General features: G+C 57.1%; 21 protein-coding genes. 10 read left to right on the top strand and 11 right to left on the bottom strand.

Translation table 11 applies throughout. From position 1 onward, the window contains the following. Nucleotides 1–6 precede the first annotated feature (6 nt). The 5 genes from dnaN to G536_RS0110620 form a co-directional block, all read right to left on the bottom strand. The gene (dnaN, locus tag G536_RS0110645) at nt 7–1,131 is read right to left on the bottom strand and encodes a DNA polymerase III subunit beta (RefSeq protein ID WP_022823582.1); all 1,125 of its coding nucleotides are present in this window, start codon (nt 1,129–1,131) and stop codon (nt 7–9) included. Nucleotides 1,132–1,562: 431 nt separating this feature from the next. After that, nucleotides 1,563–3,260 carry a gliding motility-associated ABC transporter substrate-binding protein GldG gene (gene gldG / locus G536_RS0110635; protein WP_022823580.1) on the bottom strand — a complete coding sequence of 566 codons (1,698 nt, stop codon included), beginning with the start codon at nt 3,258–3,260 and terminating at the stop codon, nt 1,563–1,565. A gap of 21 nt (nt 3,261–3,281) precedes the next feature. Next, a complete protein-coding gene (gene gldF / locus G536_RS0110630; RefSeq protein WP_022823579.1) occupies nt 3,282–4,007 on the bottom strand; it encodes a gliding motility-associated ABC transporter permease subunit GldF in 726 nt (241 codons plus the stop codon). A gap of 82 nt (nt 4,008–4,089) precedes the next feature. Beyond that, the gene (gldA, locus tag G536_RS0110625) at nt 4,090–4,998 is read right to left on the bottom strand and encodes a gliding motility-associated ABC transporter ATP-binding subunit GldA (protein WP_022823578.1); all 909 of its coding nucleotides are present in this window, start codon (nt 4,996–4,998) and stop codon (nt 4,090–4,092) included. Between the two features lie 98 nt (nt 4,999–5,096). Then, entirely contained in the window at nt 5,097–5,789 is a 693-nt protein-coding gene (locus tag G536_RS0110620) for an SDR family oxidoreductase (RefSeq protein WP_022823577.1), read from the bottom strand. Between the two features lie 9 nt (nt 5,790–5,798). Between G536_RS0110620 and G536_RS0110615 the strand changes: the two genes are divergently transcribed. Further along, the gene (locus G536_RS0110615; protein ID WP_026880049.1) at nt 5,799–6,572 is read left to right on the top strand and encodes a GIN domain-containing protein; all 774 of its coding nucleotides are present in this window, start codon (nt 5,799–5,801) and stop codon (nt 6,570–6,572) included. 70 nt (nt 6,573–6,642) lie between these two features. On the opposite strand, the gene G536_RS0110610 is transcribed toward G536_RS0110615, so the two are convergent. After that, on the bottom strand, nt 6,643–7,356 hold the full coding sequence (locus G536_RS0110610; protein WP_022823575.1) for an SDR family oxidoreductase: 714 nt from the start codon (nt 7,354–7,356) through the stop codon (nt 6,643–6,645). Nucleotides 7,357–7,459: 103 nt separating this feature from the next. Here G536_RS0110610 and G536_RS0110605 point away from each other — a divergent pair, with 103 nt between their 5' ends. Continuing rightward, entirely contained in the window at nt 7,460–8,191 is a 732-nt protein-coding gene (locus tag G536_RS0110605; RefSeq protein ID WP_022823574.1) for an MlaE family ABC transporter permease, read from the top strand. Between the two features lie 99 nt (nt 8,192–8,290). Further along, on the top strand, nt 8,291–9,100 hold the full coding sequence (locus G536_RS0110600) for an ABC transporter ATP-binding protein (RefSeq protein ID WP_022823573.1): 810 nt from the start codon (nt 8,291–8,293) through the stop codon (nt 9,098–9,100). 142 nt (nt 9,101–9,242) lie between these two features. Here the strand turns inward: G536_RS0110600 and G536_RS0110595 are convergent, their stop codons facing one another. From G536_RS0110595 to G536_RS0110580, 4 genes are all read right to left on the bottom strand, one after another. After that, entirely contained in the window at nt 9,243–9,785 is a 543-nt protein-coding gene (locus G536_RS0110595; protein ID WP_022823572.1) for a YfiT family bacillithiol transferase, read from the bottom strand. Nucleotides 9,786–9,970: 185 nt separating this feature from the next. Further along, entirely contained in the window at nt 9,971–10,594 is a 624-nt protein-coding gene (locus G536_RS0110590; RefSeq protein ID WP_022823571.1) for a bifunctional nuclease family protein, read from the bottom strand. A gap of 158 nt (nt 10,595–10,752) precedes the next feature. Then, a complete protein-coding gene (locus G536_RS0110585) occupies nt 10,753–11,730 on the bottom strand; it encodes an electron transfer flavoprotein subunit alpha/FixB family protein (RefSeq protein ID WP_022823570.1) in 978 nt (325 codons plus the stop codon). Nucleotides 11,731–11,835: 105 nt separating this feature from the next. After that, nucleotides 11,836–12,576: an electron transfer flavoprotein subunit beta/FixA family protein gene (locus G536_RS0110580; RefSeq protein WP_022823569.1), complete on the bottom strand. Its 741-nt coding sequence runs from the start codon at nt 12,574–12,576 to the stop codon at nt 11,836–11,838. Nucleotides 12,577–12,660: 84 nt separating this feature from the next. Here G536_RS0110580 and G536_RS0110575 point away from each other — a divergent pair, with 84 nt between their 5' ends. Then, a complete protein-coding gene (locus G536_RS0110575; RefSeq protein WP_022823568.1) occupies nt 12,661–12,999 on the top strand; it encodes a hypothetical protein in 339 nt (112 codons plus the stop codon). A 6-nt stretch (nt 13,000–13,005) separates the two neighbouring features. On the opposite strand, the gene G536_RS30555 is transcribed toward G536_RS0110575, so the two are convergent. Continuing rightward, entirely contained in the window at nt 13,006–14,085 is a 1,080-nt protein-coding gene (locus G536_RS30555) for a cobalamin B12-binding domain-containing protein (protein WP_022823567.1), read from the bottom strand. A gap of 141 nt (nt 14,086–14,226) precedes the next feature. On the opposite strand from G536_RS30555, the gene G536_RS0110565 reads away from it, so the two are divergent. From G536_RS0110565 to G536_RS0110540, 6 genes are all read left to right on the top strand, one after another. After that, nucleotides 14,227–14,901, top strand: coding sequence for a response regulator (locus tag G536_RS0110565; protein ID WP_022823566.1), 675 nt, complete (start codon nt 14,227–14,229; stop codon nt 14,899–14,901). Nucleotides 14,902–14,987: 86 nt separating this feature from the next. Beyond that, a complete protein-coding gene (locus G536_RS27370) occupies nt 14,988–16,337 on the top strand; it encodes a sensor histidine kinase (RefSeq protein WP_022823565.1) in 1,350 nt (449 codons plus the stop codon). A gap of 145 nt (nt 16,338–16,482) precedes the next feature. Then, complete coding sequence (locus G536_RS27365; RefSeq protein ID WP_022823564.1) at nt 16,483–17,574, top strand: efflux RND transporter periplasmic adaptor subunit; 1,092 nt, start codon at nt 16,483–16,485, stop codon at nt 17,572–17,574. Nucleotides 17,575–17,809: 235 nt separating this feature from the next. Beyond that, the gene (locus G536_RS0110550; protein WP_022823563.1) at nt 17,810–19,093 is read left to right on the top strand and encodes a TolC family protein; all 1,284 of its coding nucleotides are present in this window, start codon (nt 17,810–17,812) and stop codon (nt 19,091–19,093) included. 53 nt (nt 19,094–19,146) lie between these two features. Then, nucleotides 19,147–20,250, top strand: coding sequence for an efflux RND transporter periplasmic adaptor subunit (locus G536_RS0110545; RefSeq protein ID WP_022823562.1), 1,104 nt, complete (start codon nt 19,147–19,149; stop codon nt 20,248–20,250). A gap of 220 nt (nt 20,251–20,470) precedes the next feature. Then, complete coding sequence (locus G536_RS0110540) at nt 20,471–23,635, top strand: efflux RND transporter permease subunit (RefSeq protein WP_022823561.1); 3,165 nt, start codon at nt 20,471–20,473, stop codon at nt 23,633–23,635. The last annotated feature ends 501 nt before the right edge of the window (nt 23,636–24,136 follow it).

Raw genomic sequence — 24,136 nt, 5'->3', positions numbered from 1 at the left:
AAGCCATTAAACGTAGTTGTTCAGCATTACTGGCATTACCAGCATCAGGATGCTTTCGTTGTCGTCGGCGAGGGTGGGCATGAGTAGACCGGCGCGGTTGGGCGTGCTCAGCTCCAGCGTGATTTCCTCGGAGTCGATGTTGGACAGCATTTCTTGCAGGAACTTGGCGTTGAAGCCGATTTCCATGTCCTCCCCGTCGTACTGGCAGGGAAGCTTCTCGTTGGCCTCGTTGCTGAAGTCCAGGTCTTCGGCCGAAACCGTCAGCTCGGAACCTGCTAGGCGTAGCCGCACCTGGTGAGTGGTCTTATTGGAGTAGATGCTGATGCGCTTCACCGAGTTCAGGATTTCCTGACGGCTGATGATGAGCTTATTGGGGTTGCTTACCGGAATTACGTTTTCGTAGTCCGGATACCGCTCGTCAATCAGGCGGCACACGAGGCGCATCTGGTTGAAGCTGAAGAAGGCGTTGGAGTTGTTGAACTCCACCTTCACCGGCGTGGCCTCGGAGGGTAGCGCGCCTTTCAGCAGGTTAAAGGCTTTGCGCGGAATGATGAGGTTGGCGGTCTGTCCAGCGCCCACGTCGGAACGGCGGTAGCGCAGCAAACGGTGGCCATCGGTAGCCACGAAGGTTACCTGGTTGTCGGCCAGCTGCACCAGAATACCGGTCATGGCGGGGCGCAACTCGTCGGTGCTAACGGCGAAAATGGTCTTGTTGATGGCGCGGGCCAGCGACGACGACGGAATTTCAATCGGTGTAGAGCCTTTTACCACCGGTACGCGGGGGAAATCGGTAGCATTTTCGCCGGCCAGCTTGTAGCGGCCGTTGCTGCTCGCAATTTCGATGGTGTAAGTTTCCTCGTCCAGCGTGAAGGTCACGGGCTGGTCGGGCAGGTTCTTGAGAGTGTCGAGCAGGATGCGGGCGGGCGCGGCAATGCGGCCAGCTTCACGGGCTTCAACGGGCAGCTCCGTCATCATGCTCGTTTCCAGGTCGGAGGCGGTGATGGTCAGTTTGCCTTCCTCGATTTCAAAGAGGAAGTTCTCCAGAATCGGCACCACGGGGTTGTTCGTTACCACGCCATTGATGCTCTGAAGCTGCTTGAGCAAGGCGGAAGACGAGACGATAAACTTCATATCAGGGTTGGGTTGTGGTGCTTGGTTGGGTAGAGGGCAAAGATAGGAAACCAGCGCGGGGTTTTCTAGTGGATAGAGGACTGCTTTTGGTAGTCAGATTACCGCATCCAAGCTTTACTGAAACGCTATTTACCTATGTAACCAGCCGAGAACAGCAACGCCTATCCAAAGGGTTAGCAGCAGCAAAACACCCAGCATTTGCATCAACTTAGTCATCACTGCTCCTCCAGCATTGACGTACCGGTTGGCATACTGTTCAATCAATATTGTCTGCACTCGTTGCGGCTGCAAATAGCGGCCATATAAATACAAGAAACCTAGTATAGTCAGAAAGCAATGCCAAACCGCACCGATTATTACCTGTCCGATAACCTCACCTAGTATCTCGCCAAGCATAGATATTGCATTGAATGTCTATAAGTATTTAGGCACTAAAACGACGCGTACCGCCGCTTCCGGCGCCAAGCACGTACGGCCCCGAATATACCTAACAGCACCAACGGCGCCACAATGTTCAGCAGTTGCCAGCGGCTGCGCTGTTCGATTACCTTCAGCTTGTCGAGGGGGCGCAGGGTAATTTGCTTACCCCGGACGCTGATGAGGCCGGTTTCGTCGAGCATGTAGTCCACGGCGTTTAGCACCAGTTCCCGGTTGGCAAACTCCGTGTTGGCGAGACGGTCGAAGCCGAGGCGGAAGGGCTGCCCTGTTTTAGGGTCCAGCTCGGAGCGCACAAAGTCGCCATCGGAAACCACCAGCACTTTAGCGGGCTTGGCTTGCGGCGACGAAGCGGGCTGAAAACGGGTGGTACCGGGCTCGGCACGGTTGGCGTAGAGCGAGCCGAACTGGCCTTCGAGCAGATAGGCTACTGGCTTGAATTTGTCTTTATAGAGCTTGCGGTCCGGCTCCAAGCGAGCGTCGTTCAGGTTGACGGGCACCGGCGAGGGCAGCACCCGGGAGTAGCGCGAGGTGAAGAACAGCGGCGTTTTCCGGATGCCGGTGGCCTTCACGGTGTCCATGGTGCTCACGAACTTGGTGTACACCGCATCGAGGTTGCGGGTGATGGGGTGCGTGCTGAAGTTGTTGATGAGCGGGTAAAACTGCCACGGCATGGGCTCCACCTTGGGCTTATTGCCTTCCATGCCCGTCACCAGCGGAATCACGCCGGAATTGAGGTCCAGCACCAAATCGGCGTTTACGCGCACACCGTACTTGAACAGTAGGTCGTCGAGGCCAATAGGTTGCGGAAACGACAGCATGCCGGTGCGGGCGGCGCTGTCGAGGTTGACGCGCATGGCATCCACGAAGAACAGCGCATTGCCGCCCTGGGTGATGAACTGGTCGAGTTTAAACTTCTCGGGCTCGGTGTAAGCACCGGCTGGTTTGGCAATGATGAGGGCGCTTAAGGACCGCAAGTCGCGCACCTTGCTCAGATCTACGCGGTATACGTCATAATACTGCTGCAACGAGCCAATCAAGTCGCCGGCTTCGGCGTTGTTTAATTCGCCGTGTCCTTCTACTACGCCAATCAGCTTGCGCTTGCCGGGGCTGAGCTTACGGATGGCACTGGCCAGCTCGTATTCCAGCCCTTCAATGCTTTGGTTGAGGCGTACATCGGAAGGAGCGGCCTGGTTACCACGCAGCAGTAGCACCCGCTGCTCCTTCCCCCCTGCTGATACCGTGGCCCAGGGGAAGATGATCTTCTCAACCCGCTTGCCGTTCTCGTTGGCCCCTAGGTTGGTTGGCGAAAGACCTTTCTTGAACAGCGTCTGGTAGTACTCGTTGCGGGCCTTCTCGGTGCCAGCCGCCGAGGGGTCGATGAACACGTATTTCAGGTTGCTGCCGCCATACACCTGCATTTCATTCAGCGTTTCGCGCACCGACTGCTGCAAGCGCCGAAATGGCGGCGGAAAGTCGCCGTCCAGGTACACCGTCACGGTTACGGGCTGCTTGAGATTGGTGAGCAGCTGCCGGGTGGCCGCCGACATGGTATAGCGCTTTTCCTGGGTGAGGTCGAGGCGGAAAAAGAACTGCTGGCCGATGAAATTGACGAGCAGCAATCCGGCAACAACCGCTAGGAAAGTCAGCAGGTCGCGGCGTTTGCGGGATGGGTTAGGAAGTTGTTCGGGCATAGGATATCGGCGGCTAGGCAACTACCAGTTACGGCTTTGCAGCACCACTCTGGTTGCCAGCAGCAGGCCGGCAATCAAGCTAAAGAAATAGAGTAAGTCGCGGGAATCGACGAGGCCTTTGCTGATGTCGCGGTAGTGGGCGGCAATACCGAGCTGGCTGATGTAGTAGGCCGGCGCGCCGTCAAAAACCGAGGCTAGCGAATCGAAGCCAGAGTACACCAGAAAGCAGCCCACCACGGCTACCAGAAAGGCAATAATTTGGTCGCGGGTGATGGCGCTGGCGAAGATGCCGATGGCCGCAAACACCGCCGCCAACAGCACCAGCCCAAGGTAAGAACCCACCGTGGCCGCCGAATCGATGTTGCCTTCGGGGTTGCCGAGCTTGTACACCGAGTAGTAGTAGAGCAGCGTAGGCAACAGCGCCAGCAGCGCCAGCAGCAGGCACGCCAAGTACTTGCCGCCTATGATTTGGCCATCGGTGAGGGGCCGGGTAAGCAGCAGCTCGATGGTACCGGCCTTCTTCTCCTCGGCAAACGTGCGCATGGTGATGGCCGGAATCAGGAACAGGAAAATCCAAGGCGCGGTATTGAACAGCGTCTGCAAGTCAGCGAAGCCGTAATCCAGCACCGAGCTGTCGGGAAACACCCACACGAACAGGCCAGTAGCCACCAGAAACACCCCGATGACCACATAGGCCACGGGTGAGTTGAGGAAGGAATTGAATTCTTTGCGAAGAATGGCGTACATCTAGTGATGTGCTATATGAATAGTTAAAAACGTCATGCAGAGCGCCGCTTTGCATGACGGGCTGTTTTGGTTGGAGTGTAGGTCATTTCGTCAACGCTTGGAACACTTGCTCCAACGACTGTTCTTCCTGCCGCAAACCAAGTAGTATCCAGCCTTGCTGGGCGGCCAGCCGTGAAATAGCCCCACGCTGGTCGGTGCCGGCGGTGGCCCGGATACGGTAGGTGTGGCCGGTTTCCACTTCCACGCGGCTGATGCCGGGTAGGTTTTGCAGCAATTGCATGTCAATGGCCTGCTCGAACTCGGCGCGGATAATCGTTTCACTGGCCTTGCCCGCGCCCAGTTCCGACACAGGCGAATCGGCTACCAATTGGCCCCGGTTGATGATGACGGCGCGGCTGCATAAGGCTGTTACTTCGGGCAGAATGTGGGTGCTAAAGATGACGGTTTTGTCTTCACCTAGCTCCCGAATCAAGCTGCGGATTTCGCCAATTTGGTTGGGGTCCAGACCAGTGGTAGGTTCGTCGAGGATGAGCACGCCGGGGTCGTGAATGAGGGCCTGCGCCAAGCCTACGCGCTGTCGGTAGCCTTTCGAGAGAGCCCCGATTTGCTTGTTCTGCTCTCGGCCCAGCCCTACCCGTTCCACTAGCTGCCGTACCCGGCGGCGTAGCGCCTCTCCCCCAAGGCCATGCACCGAGCCAATGAATTCTAGGTACTCGTGCACGTACATATCCAGATAGAGCGGGTTATGTTCGGGCAGGTAGCCCACCCGGCGGCGCACTTCCAATGGGGCCGTCAGTACGTCGAAGCCCTCAATAAGCACAGTACCGGCCGAGGGCGGCAGGTAGCCGGTAGCCATCTTCATGGTCGTGGACTTGCCCGCGCCATTCGGCCCCAGAAACCCCAGAATTTCGCCTTTTCCTACCGTGAAACTGATGTTGTTCACGGCGGTTTGCGGGCCGAAGGTCTTGGTCAAATGTTGAACTTCTACCATGCTGTAACGCCAAATTATAACCTGGCAAGTCGTTGAACAGTGAATATTGAACGAGTTTTTACGCATCGTTCAACAAAGCATCAAGCCGGAGTTTGGTGCTACTTAGGCTGCGTGGGCCGCATCTGCATTTCCGATATCATAACGGTTTGCGGGGCTTCCAGTGCGTGCACAATGGCGGCAGCAATATCTTCAGGTTGCATCTTGTGTGGGTCGGGCTCTTGGCCGGGTTCGGCGCCATTAAAGTTGGTTTCCACCGAGCCGGGCATCACGCAAGTAACACGTACACCATCGGGCCGCACTTCCTTGAACAAGGCGTCGGAGAAGCCGCGCACGGCGTATTTGGTGGCGCAGTAGCCGGCCAGCTTGGCCGTACCGGCCGTGCCCGCCAGCGAGGCTACGTTGATGATGTGGCCTTCTTTCTGCTTTTTCATTTCCGGCAGCACCGCCCGCGTGCAGTAAAACAGGCCGTGCACGTTGGTATCGAACATGGCGTGCCAGTCTTCCGACGGAAACCCATCAATCGGCCCAAAATTGCCGATACCGGCGTTGTTGACCAGCACATGCACGGCCGGTCCAAGTTCCCGGAGCGTGTTGGTGTACGCCTCTTTCACCGATACCTCGTCGCGGATGTCGCACTCGAAAAACTGAAACCGTTCGTTGCTCAGACCCTCTGGTGCGGTGCGGCCCCAACCGGCCACTACGGCTCCTTTAGCCAGCAATGCCTCGGCCGTGGCCCGTCCGATGCCTTTGCTGACGCCTGTGATAATGGCTACCTTGCCGCTTAGTTCCATAGCTGTAAGATGATGATTCGGATTGGAGTTGCGCCGCAAGTTAGCGGCCTACGGCGGGTTTTACGTTGGCTTTCACTGTTCGGTCTATCCACCAGCCTATTAGCAGCCTGCCAAAACAACGACTGCCTGAAAAGCGCCGGCGACGTAACCACCGAGCGGCGCGACTTACCCGCCTTTGAGGAGCTAATTGCCCTCGACAACGTGAACATCACTTTGGTGCAGGATGCCGACACCTACGCCGAGGTGCGTACCGGCGCGCACCTGCAATCCGACTTGAAGCTGGAAGTACGCGGCGGCAGCCTGTACGTCAGCAACGAAAGTACCTGCAACTGGGCCCGCAGCTACTCGATACCGCACGAAGTAACGCTCCATGTTCCCCGGCTTACCAATATTGCCCTCAACGGCCAGGGAAACATCATCGGGCAAGGTCAACTCCAAGCCGATACGTTGTATTTACACCTCAAAGGCGCTGGCGACTATGACTTGGACCTTCGCAGTCAATACCTCTGGATAGACCAATACGAGCTAGGTGATTACCGCTTGCGGGGCCAAGCCAACGAGTTGCTGCTCAGCGGCGGTGGGCTAGGCCGTTTCTTTGCCAGCAACCTGCGCGTCAACACCTGCTACGTAAATCTTTCTCCTTACGCTGATGGGGCTATTCACGTCAATGCTGCTAGTAGCCTCTCTGGTATTCACGCAGGCACCAGCACTATTCACTATGCTGGCAATCCTTCTTCCGTTGAAGTTCAGATAACTGGCCGGGGTAAGCTGATCAAAGAGTAGTGCAACAAGTGAGCAGCTAAATAATCATCGTCGACAAGAATAATTACTCAACTACTCACTTGCTGCGCTACTATATATCCCCCAGTTGCGGGCGGATGAGTAGTTCTTCGATTACGGCTTGCGGCGAGAGGCTGTAGGCAGAAAATACGGCTTCGGCCACGTCGTCGGGCTTGATGAACCGCTCGGCGGGCAAGTCTACGCCTTCCCAGCTGGCCGTGAGGGTAGCACCCGGCAGTACGGCTGTCACCCGCACGTTATGCTCCTTGAGTTCTTCACGAAGGTTGCGGGTCAGGCCGTAGAGGGCGTGCTTGGCAATGCCGTAGGAGCCACCGTTGGGGTAGGCCGTAATGCTAGCAGTGGAACAGATAGTGAAAATATGGCCGCGTCGTTGCGCAATCAGGCCGGGCAGCAACGGCAGCGTCACGTCGTAGGCGCTCAGCAGGTTAGCGGCCAGCATCTGGCGCAACTGCGAGCCGTCAGTGGGCTCGTCCTGCAACCTTCCGGGCAGAAAAGCACCCGTATTATTTACCAGCACCTCTACTTCGCCTTCTAAACCCAGCACAAAATCAGTGAACCGACGGCAGTCTTCGGCGCGGCTCAAATCGGCGGGCAGCGTGTGCAGCACCGCCCCGGGAACTTCTTGGCGGCAGGCTGTTTGCAACTCAGTTAGGTTGTCGGAGGAACGAGCACAGGTGACTACCGGCAGGCCGGCCCGCAAGAAACGTAGCACAATGGCCCGCCCAATCCCCTTAGTTCCGCCCGTCACTACCACATATTTTTCCATTCCTTTGATTGTTGTTGCGCTTTTTACGTAAGAGGTTGCAGCCGTTTGAACACATAGCGGCGCACGGCCGCAAGTTTCCGCTTTTCTTCTCACATCCCCTCTTATGGTCAAAACTTTCGGCTCTTTTCTGATTTTTATGCAGAGCATGCTGGTTCGAAAAGAACGATTCGCAGTGCTCTGGAAACGGACTATTGATGAATGCGTGCTCATTGGTACCGACTCCGTGTTTATCGTGTCGGTAGTAGCAGCCTTCATCGGGGCCGTTACCTGCGTTCAGATTTCCTACAACCTTATCAGCCCCCTCATCCCGAAATCCACTATTGGGTACATGGTGCGCGAAATGACTATTCTGGAGCTAGCCCCCACCATTACCAGTATTGTGCTGGCCGGGAAAGTAGGCTCCAGCATTGCGGGCGGTTTAGGCACCATGCGCATCACCGAGCAGGTGTCGGCACTGGAGGTCATGGGTATCAACTCGGCTTCTTATCTGGTGCTGCCGCGTATTGTGGCTTCTATTCTGATGTTCCCATTGTTGGTTATTCTGGCCATGTTGCTCTCTATTTTGGGTGGTTATCTGGCAGGTACTCTTACGGGTGCTATTTCTGCTTCCGAATACATTGAGGGAATCCGGAGCGACTTTATTCCTTACAACATCACCTTTGCCATAATCAAGTCGATAGTATTTGCCTTTTTGGTGTCTTCTATTTCGGCATTCAAAGGCTACTATACCGAAGGCGGTGCTCTGGAAGTAGGTGCAGCCAGCACTGGTGCGGTTACCAACTCCATCATTGCCATCCTGCTCGCCGACTTCGTATTGGCCGCGATACTTCTCTAATTAGCTGTTAGCCATTAGCTGTTGGCTGTTAGCTTTTTCAAGCAACTGGCCCGCCAAAAATGGCTATCAGCTGTCAGCTAGTAGCTAACAGCTAAAGAAATGATTGAAATTCATAACGTTCAGAAGGCATTTAACGGCAATGCCGTCTTAAAAGGCATCAACTGCACTTTCGAAACGGGTAAGTGCAATCTGCTGCTCGGTGGCTCTGGTACTGGCAAAAGCGTGCTTCTGCAATGCATTGTAGGATTGATGAAACCGGACCTGGGCAGCATCACCTTCGATGGCACTGTTTTCACCAACAACAAGGTGGACATCCGGCAGGAAATCCGGCGCAAGATTGGTATGCTCTTCCAAGGCTCGGCGCTGTTCGACTCGATGACGGTGTACGAAAACACCGAGTTTCCGCTGAAGATGCTGACGCCGGAAATGAGCAAGGAAGAGCGGCGCGACCGGGTGGAATTCTGTCTGAAGCGCGTGGGCCTCGAAAACGCAGGCAACAAGATGCCCTCTGAAATATCGGGTGGGATGAAGAAGCGGGTAGGTATTGCCCGCGCAATTGCGCCCAACTGCACCTACCTCTTCTGCGACGAGCCTAACTCCGGCCTCGACCCCGCCACGAGCATCAAGATCGATGAACTGATTCACGAAATAACCCACGAGTACGGCATCACTACCGTCGTCATCACCCATGACATGAACTCGGTGGTAGAAATCGGGGACCATATTATCTTCCTGCACAAAGGCGAAAAGCTCTGGGACGGCAATAAAGACCAGATCCTAACCGCTAAAGTGCCCGAGCTGCGTGAGTTCATCTTCAGCAGTAGCCTCGTACGCGCCGCCAAGCGCGTAGATGAAGAGTCGGAAGGTGGCCTTGAAGCCCTGGCCAACGAGCCGCTTTCAGAAGTGTAGTTCTTCAGAGCGTTAGAATTGAATTTGAAGTAATACCCAAACAAAGAAGCCCTTGCTATCCATCTGGACAGCAAGGGCTTCTTTGTTTGTAATAGGTTAAGTATCAATTTGCTCTTTGGCAGTAAACTAATACACTTCCCTCCTACCAGCCTAGCCGCTGGCGGAGTTGCGTGATGTGCGCCAAGTGGTGTCGGCCGTGCCAAGCGTATAGTACCAGCACTTGGTCGAGGGTGAATTGCTTTTGCGAGCCAGGATGGTAGAAGGTGCGCTGCCACTGCTCGGCGCTCAGGTTGCGCAGCAATAGTGTCCAGCGGATGTGCAAGGCTTCCAGCAAAGCCAACGATACGGCCGGCGGCGTGGCGGCTATATCGGGTAGCTCGGCCCAGGCAGCTTCATCGTAAGGGCTGATGGTCGGATTATCCTCGGTGAGAGCTAGCTTGAAGCGAGTGTAGGCATTGAGGTGCGAATCGGGCAGGTGATGGATTACCTGGCGCACCGTCCAGCCGTCGGGGCGGTACGGGGTGGCGAGTTGATTGGTGTTCAAGCCGGTAACGGCAGCGCGCAGTTGGTCCGGAAGCAACGCAATGTGGGCAATATGCGCGGTGCGGGCCCCGGCCTCTAGCGGGCCAGTAGGCAATACTGGGTGGCCGATGGGGAAGCGCAAATCAGCAGTGGCGTCTGACATAGGTAAGCAGTTCTGTAGGCAAGGCGAATGGCCGCCAAGACAGTGCAATGCTACGCATTTGCTGGTTTTCGCTCGTTATACAGCAGGTAGTTCAATTACAGTTAGGGCCTGTTCTAAACGTAGTGCAAAGTAAAAAGCCACTCCGGATGGGAGTGGCTTTTTCAAGAGCATAGCTTCTCGATATACTAACCGCGCTTGTTTAGCTCGTCGCGGATTTTGGCGGCTTTCTCGTAGTCCTCGCGTTCCAGAGCTTGGGCCAGCATCTTAGTTAGCTCGTCCAGCGATACTTGGCCGCTAGGGTCGCGCGGGGTAGGCTCGGGCTTAGCCGGGCCTTCGCCGGGGTTGTCGTCATCCTCGTCATCCTCGTCGTCGTCCGAGTCTTCGGCGTTTTCGTCGAGTTCTGACAAGATGATACCGGCTTCGCTCAGCACGCTTTCCACCGTAAAGATGGGCACACCGAAACGCAGGCCAATGGCAATGGCATCGGAAGGCCGGGAGTCCAACTCGAAGGTGGTGGCGCCATCGGAACACACGATTTTCGAGTAGAACACGCCTTCTTTCAGGTCGGAGATTATCACCTCCAATACGGCGACGTGCACATGCTCGGCGAAGCTCTTGAACAAGTCGTGCGTGAGGGGGCGGTTCGGATTTATTTTTTCAATCTGAATGGCAATGCTCTGCGCCTCGAACATGCCGATGATGATGGGCAGGCGGCGGTTGCCCGTTTTTTCGCCCAAAATGAGGGCAAAAGAACCGGACTGCGACTGGCTGGAGGAAAGGCCGAGGATTTCGAGCGGTATTTTTTTCAAGGGTCTTGGTGACTTTGGGGCTTGGAGACGTGGATTTCGGCCTTACTACGTGCAAAGAAAACAAAGGCTTCCGGCTCGTACTAACAGAAACGAAAAAAGACTTGAAGCCTCGGCCGCAGGCACTACCCAATACGGCGGGCTCCAAGTCTGTTTCCTTCTTAGCCTAACTCCTTAACAGCCTGGGTCAGTTTAGGCAATACATCGAATACATCACCAACAATACCGTAGTCGGCGGCCTTGAAGAACGGCGCTTCGGGGTCTTTGTTGATAACTACAATCACCTTGCTGGAGTTGACGCCGGCTAGATGCTGAATAGCGCCCGAAATGCCGCATGCAATGTACAGGTTCGGCGATACAGTAATACCGGTTTGGCCTACGTGCTCGTGGTGAGGCCGCCAATCCACGTCGGAAACGGGCTTGGAGCAGGCTGTGGCCGCGCCAATGGCTTTGGCTAGGTCTTCAATCAGATTCCAGTTTTCGGGGCCCTTCATGCCACGGCCACCGGAAACCACTTTGTCGGCTTCGGGGAGCAGAATGCCACCGGCCTGATCCTGCATTACCACCTGCTTGGGCGCATCTGCAAAATCAGCATCCGACAGCTGGGCCGAGAAGCTTTCCACTTGCGCGGTTTTGCCGGCTTCGTGCAGCGCCTCGATGGAGTTCTTCTTAACGGCAATTATTTTCCGCTCGCCTTCCAGCGTTACGTCGGCAAAGGCTTTGCCCGAGAAGGCACCGCGCTTCACCGTGAAGCTGCCACCGTCGGTTTTAGGCAGTTCTACCACGTTGGTAGCTAGGCTGGCCTGCAAGCGCACTGATAGGCGCGAACCAACTGATGCACCAATATTGGAGTTGGCCAGCACGATTACTTTGGAATCTTCTTTCTGAGCGGCAGCGGCAATAAGCTTGGTATAGGCGCCATTCACAAAGTCTTTGAGGCGGGGTTCCGCATCATAGAGCACTTTGCTGATGCCTTGCTCACCGAGCTTAGCCAAGCTGGCTTCAGTAGCTTCACCCACCGCCACAGCCGTAGCCGTAGTGCCGAGCATTTGTGCCACCTGGCTGCCGTAGGAAGCCACTTCCAGCGAAGACTTCTTTACCTCGCCGCCATCACATTCAACAACAACTAATACAGACATCTTTTTGAGTTATGAGTTAAAAGTTATGAGCTATGAGTTGCCAGTCGGAGTTACAATCAGCTCAAAGCCAACTCATAACTCGCAACTTTTAACTCATGACTCCCTCTAGATGACCTTCGCTTCGTTGCGGAGCAGCTTGATCAGCTCGCCGGCATTCTCGGCCGGGATGAGCTTTACGCCTTGCTTCTTGGGTGGCAGGGCATACTCCGAAACAGCGGTACGGGCAGCATCAGCGGTAGGCTCTACCACTTTCAGCGGCTTAGTGCGGGCCGTCATGATGCCGCGCATGTTTGGGATACGGGGCTCGCACATCGGCTGCTGGCACGAGGCCACAAACGGCGTGTTTACCTCTACTATTTCCTTGCCGCCTTCGATTTCACGCTCCAGCGTGGCCGTGATGCCACTCATATCTAGCTTCATGGCCGGGGCCACCGTAGGAATGCCAAGCAGTTCGCCCACCATGCCGTGCACTTGGAAGCCATTGTAGTCAATGCTTTCCTTGCCCATCAGAATCACGTCGTAGCCGCCTTCTTTGGCCACATTGGCAATTTGCTGCGCCACAAAGAAAGCGTCTTTGGGGGCGGCGTTTACCCGAATGGCATCATCGGCCCCGATGGCCAGCGCCTTGCGGATGTTGGGCTCAGTATCGGCCTCGCCCACGTTGAGCACTGTTACGGTGCCGCCGCCCTGCGCTTCTTTCAGCTCAATGGCGCGCGTGAGGGCATATTCGTCCCAAGGGTTAATCACGAATTGGACACCAGCCTTGTTGAACTCCTTATTATCGGGCGTGAAGGTGATTTTGGTGGTCGTGTCGGGTACGTTGCTGATGCAAACGAGAAACTTCATCTACGGCTGCTTGAGTGGGAAGATAGAGGATATACTACGGGAAAGCCCCAAATTTGGGGCAAAGATACTGAAAACTACTGCCTGATGGAAACCCAACCCAGTCGCTTGCAACAACTGCTAGCCTTCTACCGCGACGAGCCCAACGACCCGTTTACGATTTATGCGCTAGCCACCGAATACAAAGCCACGGAGCCACTGCGGGCGCTGGAGTACTTCCAGATTCTGCTGACCGAGCACCCTGATTATGTAGGTACGTATTACCACGCCGGCAAGCTGCTCGAACAACTTCAGAAGCCAGATGAGGCCGAAAAAGTTTACCGCGAAGGGCTACGAGTGAGCCGCCAAGCTGGCCAGATGCACGCCGCTAGCGAGCTACAGCAGGCCCTCAATCAGTGCCTGGGCCTGGATTACGAAGACGACTAAGGCCAGCTACACCAATACGCCGCGGCGGGTTTTACCGCTGAACAGCCGCTTAGCTTCCGTAATGGCGCTCATGGCATCGGGGGCCCAGGCATCGGCTCCCACAGCCTGCCAGAGCTGTGGGTCGGCGTTGAAGGGCGCGCCACCTACCAGCACGCAAGTATCGGCGCAGGCGTCCGGGCGCAACGCTAGCAGCTCTCGCACCCTCCCTACGTGGTGGCTCATGGAGGCGCTAACCACCAGCAACTCGGCACGGTGCGCTACCACAGCCTGCCACACCGATGCCGCTGGCGTACTGGCTCCTAGAAAATACGCGTCCCAGCCATCAGACTCCAGAAAGTCGCTCACGATGCGCAGGGGCATAACGTGCAGGTCGCCGGATAGCGTGGCAGCTACTAGGCGGCGGCCGTTGCGGGGTGCGGCCATGAGGTAGGCGTGCAACGTGGCAATAGCCAGCTCGGTGGCGGCGGTGCAGTAGTGTTCTTGCGCCACATCAACCTTGCCTTGGTGCCAGAGCTGGCCGATTTCGCGCTGCACCGGCATGAAAATGTGCAAGTAAATGTCGCGCACGTTGGTTCCGGCCCGTAGCGCCTGCCGGATACCGGCCAGTGCCTCCGTGCGGCGGCCAGCCAGCAGGTGCATCAAATACTCGCGGGCCGCTTCCACCAGTGGGGCATCGTTGGCCAGCGCCGACTGGGTGGGCGCCTCTACCATAGCCGCTGGCTTGCTCAGCACCTCCTGCCCAGCGTAGAAATACGGTAGCGTCAGGTTATAGTGCATGATGGTGAGGCGCTGGCTCAGGGCCTGGCGCAGCGCGTTTAGCTGCTGGCGTAGCTGCTCGTCACGGGCCGGTGAAGGGCCGGGCTCGTGGCGGACGTGCTCCAGATGAGCCTCTATCAACGACACGCTGTTCATTAGCAACGCATCGGCCAGCGGCTGGCAATGACTTCTGATTTCTTCGAGCAGCGCCGCTTCCGAGCTGCCCGCAGGCCGGTCGGGCAGTTGCAGGCTGGCGGCCTGCGCGAGTGCCAGCGCGTGCTCGGAAAGGAAATCGGCTATAGCCTGATGCTGAGCTGACAAAGAAGCCATGAAAAACTGGGTAACGCAGAAAAACCGGGTGCTTGTCCGCACCTTTACGAGGCAAAGCTGAAACTGGCAGTACGGCAGATGCCCGTGGTGGTTTCAGGCCTCAACTAACGTACTATTCTGCTTTCCCGATTTTAGGTAGTTATGAAAATCCTCCTGGTTGAAGATGAGCCCAAAGTTTCAGCCTTTATCCGCCGGGGGCTGGAAGAGGAAGGCTTCACCGTGGACACCGCTTTCGATGGCGACATGGGGGCCCGGCTAGCGGTGGCCCAGGCGTATAGCTTAGTAATTCTGGACGTTATTCTGCCGCTGCGCAACGGCTACGAGGTGCTGCAAGCCATTCGGGCCCACGACCAGCAAGTGCCCGTGCTGATGCTTACGGCCCTGGGCACCACCCAAGACAAGCTGCGCGGCTTTGATGGCGGCGCCGACGACTACTTGGTCAAGCCGTTCGATTTTCCGGAATTGCTGGCCCGTGTACGGGCACTTACGCGCCGCCGCAGCCAAGAAACTAAAGGTGCCCAGCTCACCCTCGCCGACCTCACGCTAGACACCGCCGCCAAAACCGTAACCCGCGCCGGGCAGCCCATCAAGCTCACGGCCCGCGAATTCAACCTGCTGGAACTGTTCATGCGCCACGCCGGCCGCGTGCTGAGCCGCGCCGAAATTGCCGGCGACGTGTGGGAAGAGTCGTTTGATGCCGGCTCCAACGTGGTAGACGTGTACGTGAATTACCTGCGCAATAAAGTGGATAAAGGCTTCTCCCAGAAGCTTATCCATACCGTAGTGGGTATGGGCTACGTGTTGCGAGTGGAGTAGCAGCAATCTAGTTAAATGGCCGTCATTCCGAGCTTGCCGAGGAATCTCGGTCATCACTGAATCACTATTTCACTCAATCACTGCTTATGACGATTCGGAACCGGCTGACATGGCTGTTTACAGGGTTGGTAGCCGTGCTGCTGCTGGCGGTGATGACCACTATTTACATTCTACAAGCGGATTACGCGCACGAGGAATTCCACCAACGCCTGCGCGACCGGGCCGAGGTGACGGGCTACGTGTTTCTGGAGCAGGACGAGCTGCGGGCTGAGGCATTTCGGGAGTTTCAGCGGCGCTACCTCCGCACGCTTACCGGCGAGGTTCTCCAGATATATGACAGCAAGCTGCAACCGCGCTTCATTGAGGCCGACGAGCGAATTCAGATTCCGAAGAGCATTCTTACCCGCATTGTAGCCGAAAAGCTGGTGTACTTTGATTTGGGGCCGCGCCAGGCCGTGGGGCTGTTCTACCGCGACAACCAGGGCCAATTCATCATTGTGGCCGCTGCTCAGAACCACTCCGGCGCCGCCCGGCTGGAGCATCTTATCATGATTCTGGCGGGTATTTTTGTGGTGAGCCTAGTGGTGATATACGTGGCCGGCCGGGTGTTTGCGGGTAAGGCCCTGGCGCCCATTGCCGCCGTTAATGACCAGGTGGACCGCATCACCACCCAGGATTTGCACCTGCGGGTAAACGAAGGCGTCAGCCACGAACAGGACGAAATAACGCGCCTGGCCCGCACCTTCAACCGCATGCTGGAACGGCTGGAAGACGGCTTCGAAACCCAGCGCACCTTCGTCAGCAATGCCTCCCATGAGCTACGCACGCCGCTTACGGCCACTATTGGGGAGTTGCAGGTGCTGCTCAACCGGGACCGGGACCTGGCCACTTACCGCGAGGGCCTGACCTCGGTACTACACGAATTGCAGCAGCTCAAGCTTCTGATCAACAACCTACTGGACCTCACCCAAACCAACTCAGGCAGCACCGACGACATTCGGCTGGACGAGCTGCTGTGGGAGGTGCGCGAAGCAATAGCCCCCGACCAGCGCCACCGCGTGCACATCACGCTGGGCGCGCTGCCCGAGGAAGCTGACAGTCTGGAAATCAAGGGCAACCGCCAGCTGTTAAGCCGGGCGCTGGTAAACCTACTCGATAACGCGCTGAAATATTCGCCCGAAAACCAGCCGGTGGAAGTACAGTTCAATTACCGCCACGGGCAGCGGCAGATTCGGGTGCAGGACCACGGAATCGGTATTGGGGAGAAAGAGCTGCCTCAAATTTTCCAGCCGTTTTTTCGGGCTGACAATGCCCGCGCCGTTACGGGGCACGGCGTGGGGCTGCCGCTGGCCCGCAAGATTATTCAGTTGCACGGCGGCGAGCTGCGCATCAGCTCCGAGTTGGGCGCGGGCACCTTGGCCGAGGTGGTTTTTTAGCAGCTACTGAGTGGCTGAAGACTGGCTGCCAGTGGGCGGAATGGGCAGAAATTCATAGAAACTTCATTTTCTAATTGGTTTCTAATCTACCTCTAACCTGTGGCTAATACCGGGGGCGTAAGCTTGCAACTTACCAGTTACGCCCATGAACCGCCTATTCCATTTTTCCTCCCTGCTGCTGCTGCCTACCAGCCTGTGTTTGAGCAGTTGCACCGAAGAAGCCGCCGAACTACTCCCCCACCCCGACACCCGCCTGCTACCCGCCGCCACCGTGGCCGCCCTGCAAACCGACAGCGTGCAGTTGGCCCCTATCCAAACCGAATTGCGCCTGGAAGGCCGCATAGCCCCCAACGCCGACCGCCTGACGCCCGTGTACGCCCTGGCCGGCGGGGTGGTGGAGCAGGCCCCCGTAGCCCTCGGCGACGTGGTAACGGCGGGGCAGCCGCTGGCCGTGTTGCGCAGTGCCCAAATGGCGGGCCTAACCCAGCAGCGTACCGAAGCCACCGTGAACCTGGGCACGGCCCGCGTGCAACTGGAGGCCATCAGTGAGATGCACGCCGACGGCATGGCTTCCGACCAAGACCTGAGCATGGCCCGCGCCGCGCTGCAAAAAGCCCAGGCCGAAGTAACCCGCCTGCGCAAACAAACCGACGTGTACGGCACCGCCCCCGACCATTACACCCTACGCGCGCCCCAGGCCGGCACCGTCATTGAAAAGCACCTGACCGAGGGCCAGCAATTCGACCCCGGCCAGGTGGGCAGCCTGTTTACGGTGGCCAACCTCGATGAAGTGTGGGTGCTGGCTGACGTGTTTCAGTCGGATATTGAAAAGGTGCGGCCCGGCCTGCCGGTGCAGGTGCACACCCTCAGCTACCCCGACCGGCAGTTTGCGGGTCGCGTTGATAAGGTGTTCAATATGCTCCACCCCAACCGCAAAACGCTCCAGGTGCGGGTGCGGCTCGCCAACCCCGACCATTTGCTGAAGCCCGGCATGTTTGCTCGCGTGCACCTCACCGAAACCAGCGCTACGCAACTGCCGGCGGTGCCTTCGGCGAGCTTGGTGTTTGCCAATGGCCGCCGCTACGCGCTGGTGGTGAAGAACAACGCCGTAGAAACTCGCCTGGTGGCCGTGCAGCACGCTGGCCAGGGCGTGAGCTACGTGAGCAGCGGCCTGAAACCCGGCGAGCAGGTGGTAACCAGCAACGCCCTACTCTATTACAAGGAACTCAATGACTAGCCCGCGGACCTCCCGGAACTGGATCCGGCACGCCATGAGCACGGCGGAGCGGGAGCTGTTGGAACCGTCTTCGGCAGCAATTTCTTTGCCTCCTGGCTATGTTGAAAAAGCCTTTTCAGTGGAGCGAATGGCCTTTCTGAAAAAAATATTCCATTCTAATCCGTTTCTAATTTACCTCTAATTCGCCCCTAATACGGGGGGCGTACTCTTGCATATCTCAACACCGAATCCGGATATGCAACGCCTCCTTTTCCTGCTGCCGCTGGCCCTGCTGCTCACTCTCAGCACCCACGCTACTGCCGCGCCGCTCAGCGGCGACACCCTGACGCTCACGCTGCCCCAGGCCGAGCAGCAGTTTGTACAGAACAACTTGCTGCTGCTCGCCCAGCGCTACAACGTGTCGGCGGCCGAGGCCCAGATTTTGCAGGCCCGGCTCTGGGACAACCCCACGATTTCCATCGAGCAGAACACCTACAACCCGCAGACGCGCAAGGTGCTCGACGTAACCAAAACCGGCAACTCCATTGTGCAGGTGCAGCAGTTGTTTGCTTTGGCCGGCCGCCGCAAAGCCGCCGCCAACGTGGCTCAGCAGAACGCCTTGGTGGAACAGTTCACCTTCCAGGATTTGCTGCGCACCCTGCGCTACCAGCTCCGCAGCACCTTCTACGACCTGTACTACAAGCAGCAGAGCGTGGGCGTGTACGACAAGGAAGTGGCCAGTTTTCAGCGCACCGTGAGTTTGTATCAGGGCCAATACGAGAAAGGAAATATTGCTTTGAAAGAGGTGATTCGGCTGAAAGCCTTCCTGTTTCAGCTGCGCAACGAGCGGCAGGCCTTGCTCAATGACATTGCCTCACAACAGGCCGACCTGCGCACCCTGATGCGCGACACCAGCGGGGCCTACTACATGCCCACCGCCGACCCCAACCGCCTCAAAGCCCTCAGCCTAACCAACCGCACCGAAGCGCAGCTCATCGACTCGGCGCAGGTGAACCGCGCCGACCTGAAAGCCCGCCAGGCCGCCGTGCAGCAGCAAAACCAGAACCTGCGCCTCCAACGCGCCCTAGCCGCTCCCGACCTGGCCGTGGGCTACGTGTACGACCGGGCCGGCAACTACATCCAGAACTACAATGCCCTTACGCTGGGCGTGGCTGTGCCCATCTTCAACCGCAACCAAGGCAACATTCGCACCGCCCAAAACCAGATTGAAGTGAGCAAGGCGCAGCTGGGCCAGCAGCAGCTGCAAGTGCAGAACGACGTGCAAGAAGCCTGGCGCCTAGCCCGCCAAAATGACCAGCTCTACCAAGGCACCGACCGCGAGACCTTGGACTTCGACCGCCTCATGAAGGGCATTGACGAGAGCTACGCCAAGCGCAACCTCACCATTGTGGAGTTCCTGGATTTCTACGAGAGCTACAAGAACAACCTCGTGCAACTCAACAACCTGCGCGCCAACCGGGTGCGCGCCTTCGAACAACTCAACTACGCCGTGGGCCGCCCGGTGTTCAACGCCGAATAGCCATGCAGCCGACTTCAAAACCATCAGCAACTCCCCTCCAACGCCCTATTTCCATGAAACGCTTTGCCACCCTGGCCACCTCGTTGGCTCTCCCGCTCGCCCTGGGATTGGTGGGCTGCTCGAAATCCGAAGAAGCCGACGCGCCGCAGAAAGCCGAAGCGGGCTTCTCGATTTCCAATCAGATGCTGCGGGAACTGAAGATTGACACGGTGCGCCGGGAGCCCGTGCGCGACGAGCTAAGCCTTTCGGGCCAAATTGCTTCTGACGGCGACAAAACCGTGAAAGTGTACCCGTTGGTGGGCGGCGTGGTCGAGCAGCTTTCGGTGGAGCTAGGCGACCATGTGACCAAAGGCCAGGTGCTGGCCGTGATTAAGAGCGGTGAAATTGCCGACCTCCAGAACCAAAGTAGCACCGCCGGCACCGACCTCGACATTGCCCGCAAAAACCTCTCGGTGCTGGAAGACCAGTATAAGGCTGGCCTGGCCTCGGAGCGCGACGTGAGCCTAGCTCGCCAGGAGCTGCGCAAGGCGCAAAGCAACGTGGGCAAAAGCCAGAAGCAGCTCGGCGTGTACGGCGTATCGGCCGATGGCACCTACACGCTACGGGCACCCATTTCGGGCTTTATCACCGAGAAGAACGTGACCGACCACATGCAGTTCAACGCCGATAACGTGGGCAACCTGTTCACGGTCAGCAACCTTGATGACGTGTGGATTATGGCCAACGTGTTCGAGTCCGACATCAGCAAGGTGAAGGAAGGCTACGCCGCCGACGTGACGACTCTCTCCTACCCCGACAAGCACTTCACCGGCCGCATCGATAAGGTATTCAACGTGCTAGACCCCGATTCTAAGGTGATGAAGGTGCGCGTGAAGCTCAACAACCCCGGCTACCTGCTCAAGCCCGAAATGTATGCCCAGGTGAAGGTGCTCAACACCGAAAACCAGCAGATGCTGGCCGTGCCTGCCCAGTGCGTGGTCTTCGACAAGGACCGCAACTTCGTGATGGTGTTCAAGGACCGGCACCACGTGGAAACCCGCGAGGTCAAAATCGCCAAAACCGTCGGCGACGTGAGCTACGTGCAAACCGGCCTTAAAAACGGGGAGCACATCATCGCTCAAAACCAACTCCTGGTCTACGACGAGCTGAACGACTAATAGAACGTCATGCAGAGGCGCAGCCGAAGCATCTCGCCCGAAGCTAACTGTCATGCTGAGCTTGTCGAAGCATCTCTACCGCTTCGTTGCAATGCTTAGTGAGTAGCCAGAGGTACTTCGACAAGCTCAGCATGACAGTGCCTTCTACAAACGTCAGCACGCGAGATGCTTCGGCTCCGCCTCTGCATGACATCCAATATCAAGTCAGCACCGACTTACCATGAACAAATTCATCCAAGGCATTATTGCCTTTTCGCTCAAAAACCGGGGGTTCGTATTTCTGATGACGTTTGCCGTCGTGGTGGCTGGGGTTATCAGCTACCGGAACACGCCAATTGAGGCCTTCCCGGACGTCACGAACACTGAAATTACCATCATCACGCAATGGCCTGGCCGCTCGGCCGAGGAGATTGAGAAGTTCGTGACGGCGCCCATTGAAATTGCGCTGAACCCGGTGCAGAAGAAAACCAGCATCCGCAGCACCACCCTATTTGGGCTGTCGGTGGTGAAGGTGATTTTCGATGATGGTGTGGACGATGCCTTTGCCCGCGTGCAAGTCAACAACCTGCTCAGCCAGGCCGACCTGCCCGAAGGCGCCGACCCCGACGTGCAGCCGCCCTACGGTCCCACCGGCGAAATCTTCCGCTACACCCTGCAAAGCAAGGACAAAACCACCCGCGAACTGAAAACCCTGCAAGACTGGGTGGTGGAGCGCAACCTGAAAGCCGTGCCCGGCGTGGCCGACGTGAACAGCTTCGGCGGCGAGGTGAAGGACTACGAAATCAGCGTGAATCCCGGCAAGCTCCAGGACCTCGGCCTCACGCCCCTGGACCTCTACAACGCCATCCAGCGCAGCAACATCAACGTGGGCGGCGACGTGATAAATGAGGGCCAGCAGAACTACGTGGTGCGCGGCATCGGCCTGCTCAACAACATCGGCGACATCAACAACACGGTTATCAAGAACGTGAACGGCGCCCCGATTTTGGTGAAGGACGTGGCCATCGTGCACGAGTCGGCGCTGCCGCGGCTGGGCCGGGTGGGCCGCGGCCTGAACGACGACGTGTTGGAAGGCATTGTGGTGATGCGCAAGGGCGAAAATCCCTCCGAAGTCATTGCCCGCCTCAAAGACAAAGTGGCCGACCTGAACGACAAGATTCTGCCCGCCGATGTGAAGATTAAAACCTTCTATGACCGGCAGCAGCTCATCGACTTCAGCACCGAAACCGTGATTCATAACCTGCTGGAAGGCATCATTCTGGTAACGGTTATCGTGTTCGTGTTCATGGCCGATTGGCGCACCACGGTCATCGTGAGCGTAATTATCCCGCTGGCGCTGCTGTTTGCCTTTATCTGCTTGCGGCTGAAGGGCATGTCGGCCAACCTGCTGAGTATGGGCGCCATCGACTTCGGGATTATTATAGACGGGGCCGTGGTGATGGTGGAAGGGCTGTTCGTGGCCCTCGACCACAAGGCGCACCGCATGGGCATGGACAAGTTCAACAAGCTCGCCAAGCTGGGCCTCATCAAGAAAACCGGCCGCGACATGGGCAAGGCCATCTTCTTCTCCAAGGCCATCATTATCACCGCGTTGCTGCCCATCTTCTCCTTCGAGAAAGTGGAAGGCAAGGTGTTCAGCCCGCTGGCCTGGACGCTGGGTTTTGCTCTGCTGGGCGCCCTGATTTTCACGCTCACGCTGGTACCGGTGCTCACCTCTATTCTGTTGAAAAAGAACGTAGTAGAGAAGGATAACTTCTTTGTACGCGGTATCAACCGGGGGGCGCAACGGTTCTTCTCGTTCACTTACGCTCGCAAAACCGCCAGTTTGCTGGTAGCTACGGTGGCTGTGGTGCTGGGCATGGGCGCCTTCCACTTCCTCGGCTCCGAGTTCCTGCCCGAGCTAAACGAAGGCTCCATTTATGTACGCGCCCAACTGCCGCTGAGCATCAGCTTGGAGGAGAGCAACAAGCTCTGCAACGAGATGCGCCGGGTGTTCCTGAGTTTCCCCGAAGTGGGCGACGTGGTGAGCCAGACCGGCCGCCCCAACGACGGCACCGACCCGACCGGCTTCTACAACAACGAGTTTCTGGTGCAGCTCAAGCACACCCCCGAGGTGGAGGCCGAAATGAAGCACAAAGACAAGCGCGAAGCTCTGATTGCCAACATGAAGGAAAAGTTGAACCGCTTCCCCGGCGTGGATTTCAACTTCTCCCAGCCCATCACCGATAACGTGGAGGAAGCTGCCTCGGGCGTGAAAGGCTCCATTGCCGTGAAAATCTATGGCACCGACCTCAAGCTGATGGAGGAAAAAGGCCGCCAGGTGTACGGCATCCTCAAGAACATCAAGGGTATCGACGACTTGGGCGTACTGCGCAACATCGGCCAGCCCGAACTGCACGTGGACCTGGATGAGCAGCGAATGGCCCAGTACGGCGTGAGCAAGGCCGACGCCAACGCGGTGCTGGAAATGGCCGTGGGCGGCAAGCAGGCCTCCCAGATGTACGAGGGCGAGCGAAAATTCCCCATCCGGGTGCGGTACCAGGAGCAGTTCCGCCAGACGCCCCAGGAAATTGCGGCTCTGATGGTGCCCACCCAGAACGGCACCACCATTCCGCTCTCCGAAATTGCTACCATCAGCGACGTAAACGGCCCCAGCCTCATCTACCGCGACGACAACCAGCGCTTTGCCGCCGTAAAGTTCAGCATCCGCGGCCGCGACATGGGCAGCACCATCGAGGAAGCCCAGAAAAAGGTAAACGCCGTAGTGAGCCTTCCCAAAGGCTACACCATGAAGTGGACCGGCGACTTCGAGAACCAGCGCCGCGCCACCCAGCGCCTCACCCAGGTAGTACCCGTGTCATTGGGCCTGATTTTCTTCATCCTGTTCATCTTATTCGGCAACCTGAAAGATGCCGGGCTGGTCCTGCTGAACGTGCCGTTTGCCATCATCGGTGGCATTGCGGCGCTACTTATCACGCACACCAACTTCAGCATTTCGGCTGGCATTGGGTTCATTGCGCTGTTCGGTATCTGCATCCAGAACGGCGTGATTCTGATATCGGTGTTCAAGCAGAACATGGTGCGCAAAATGAGCCTCGACAGCAGCATCCACGACGGCGTAACCAGCCGGGTGCGCCCCGTAGTCATGACGGCCCTCATGGCCACCATCGGCCTGATGCCCGCCGCCATCAGCACCGGCATCGGCAGTGAAACCTCGAAGCCGCTGGCCATTGTGGTCATTGGCGGCCTCATCACCGGCACCATCCTCACCCTGTTCATCTTCCCCCTGATTTTCGAAAAAGCCTACCGCGCCGAGCACACCCACTACGGCGACGACCCGCAACTGCACCCCGAGCGGCATGAACAGGCAGTGTTGGTGCACTAGCTCACCCAAAAATTATTTAAAGCATAGAAGAAGCCCGGCCTATGGTCGGGCTTCTTCTATGCTTTGTTGGCACTATTGCCTATACTTTGGTGAAGGGCAAGCAAGAAAATTCGTTGTGCTAAGCGCAGTCGAAGCACCTACCGCTTCGTCTGACTAACATCATAACGTCAGCCTGCGAGACACTTAGCGCTACGCTGCATGACAGTTTTGCCTATGACCTAAACGGCTTATTAGGCAAGCAGTAGACACTGACCATTTATTAGATAATTACTTGCTCTACGTAGCATCAGTCTAGAGCCTATACTTACGGCTTTTTATAACAATGTAAATTATACAGCATTCATCAATTTTACCACTTATCGATATAGTAATAATCGACTAGATGATTTGCAAACCGCACCAAAGTTCATCACAGACACTCGAATGTTTGTTTTCTAATCATCAAAAGACATTATGATGGTACCCAGTCATTATATTGTCAATAAGACAAGCTGAAATATA

This window comes from Hymenobacter norwichensis DSM 15439 (assembly GCF_000420705.1).
In the GTDB taxonomy this organism is placed as follows: Bacteria; Bacteroidota; Bacteroidia; order Cytophagales; family Hymenobacteraceae; genus Hymenobacter; species Hymenobacter norwichensis.
Note: the sequence above shows the minus strand (reverse complement) of the source record. Positions and strands in the feature narration are given on the sequence as shown.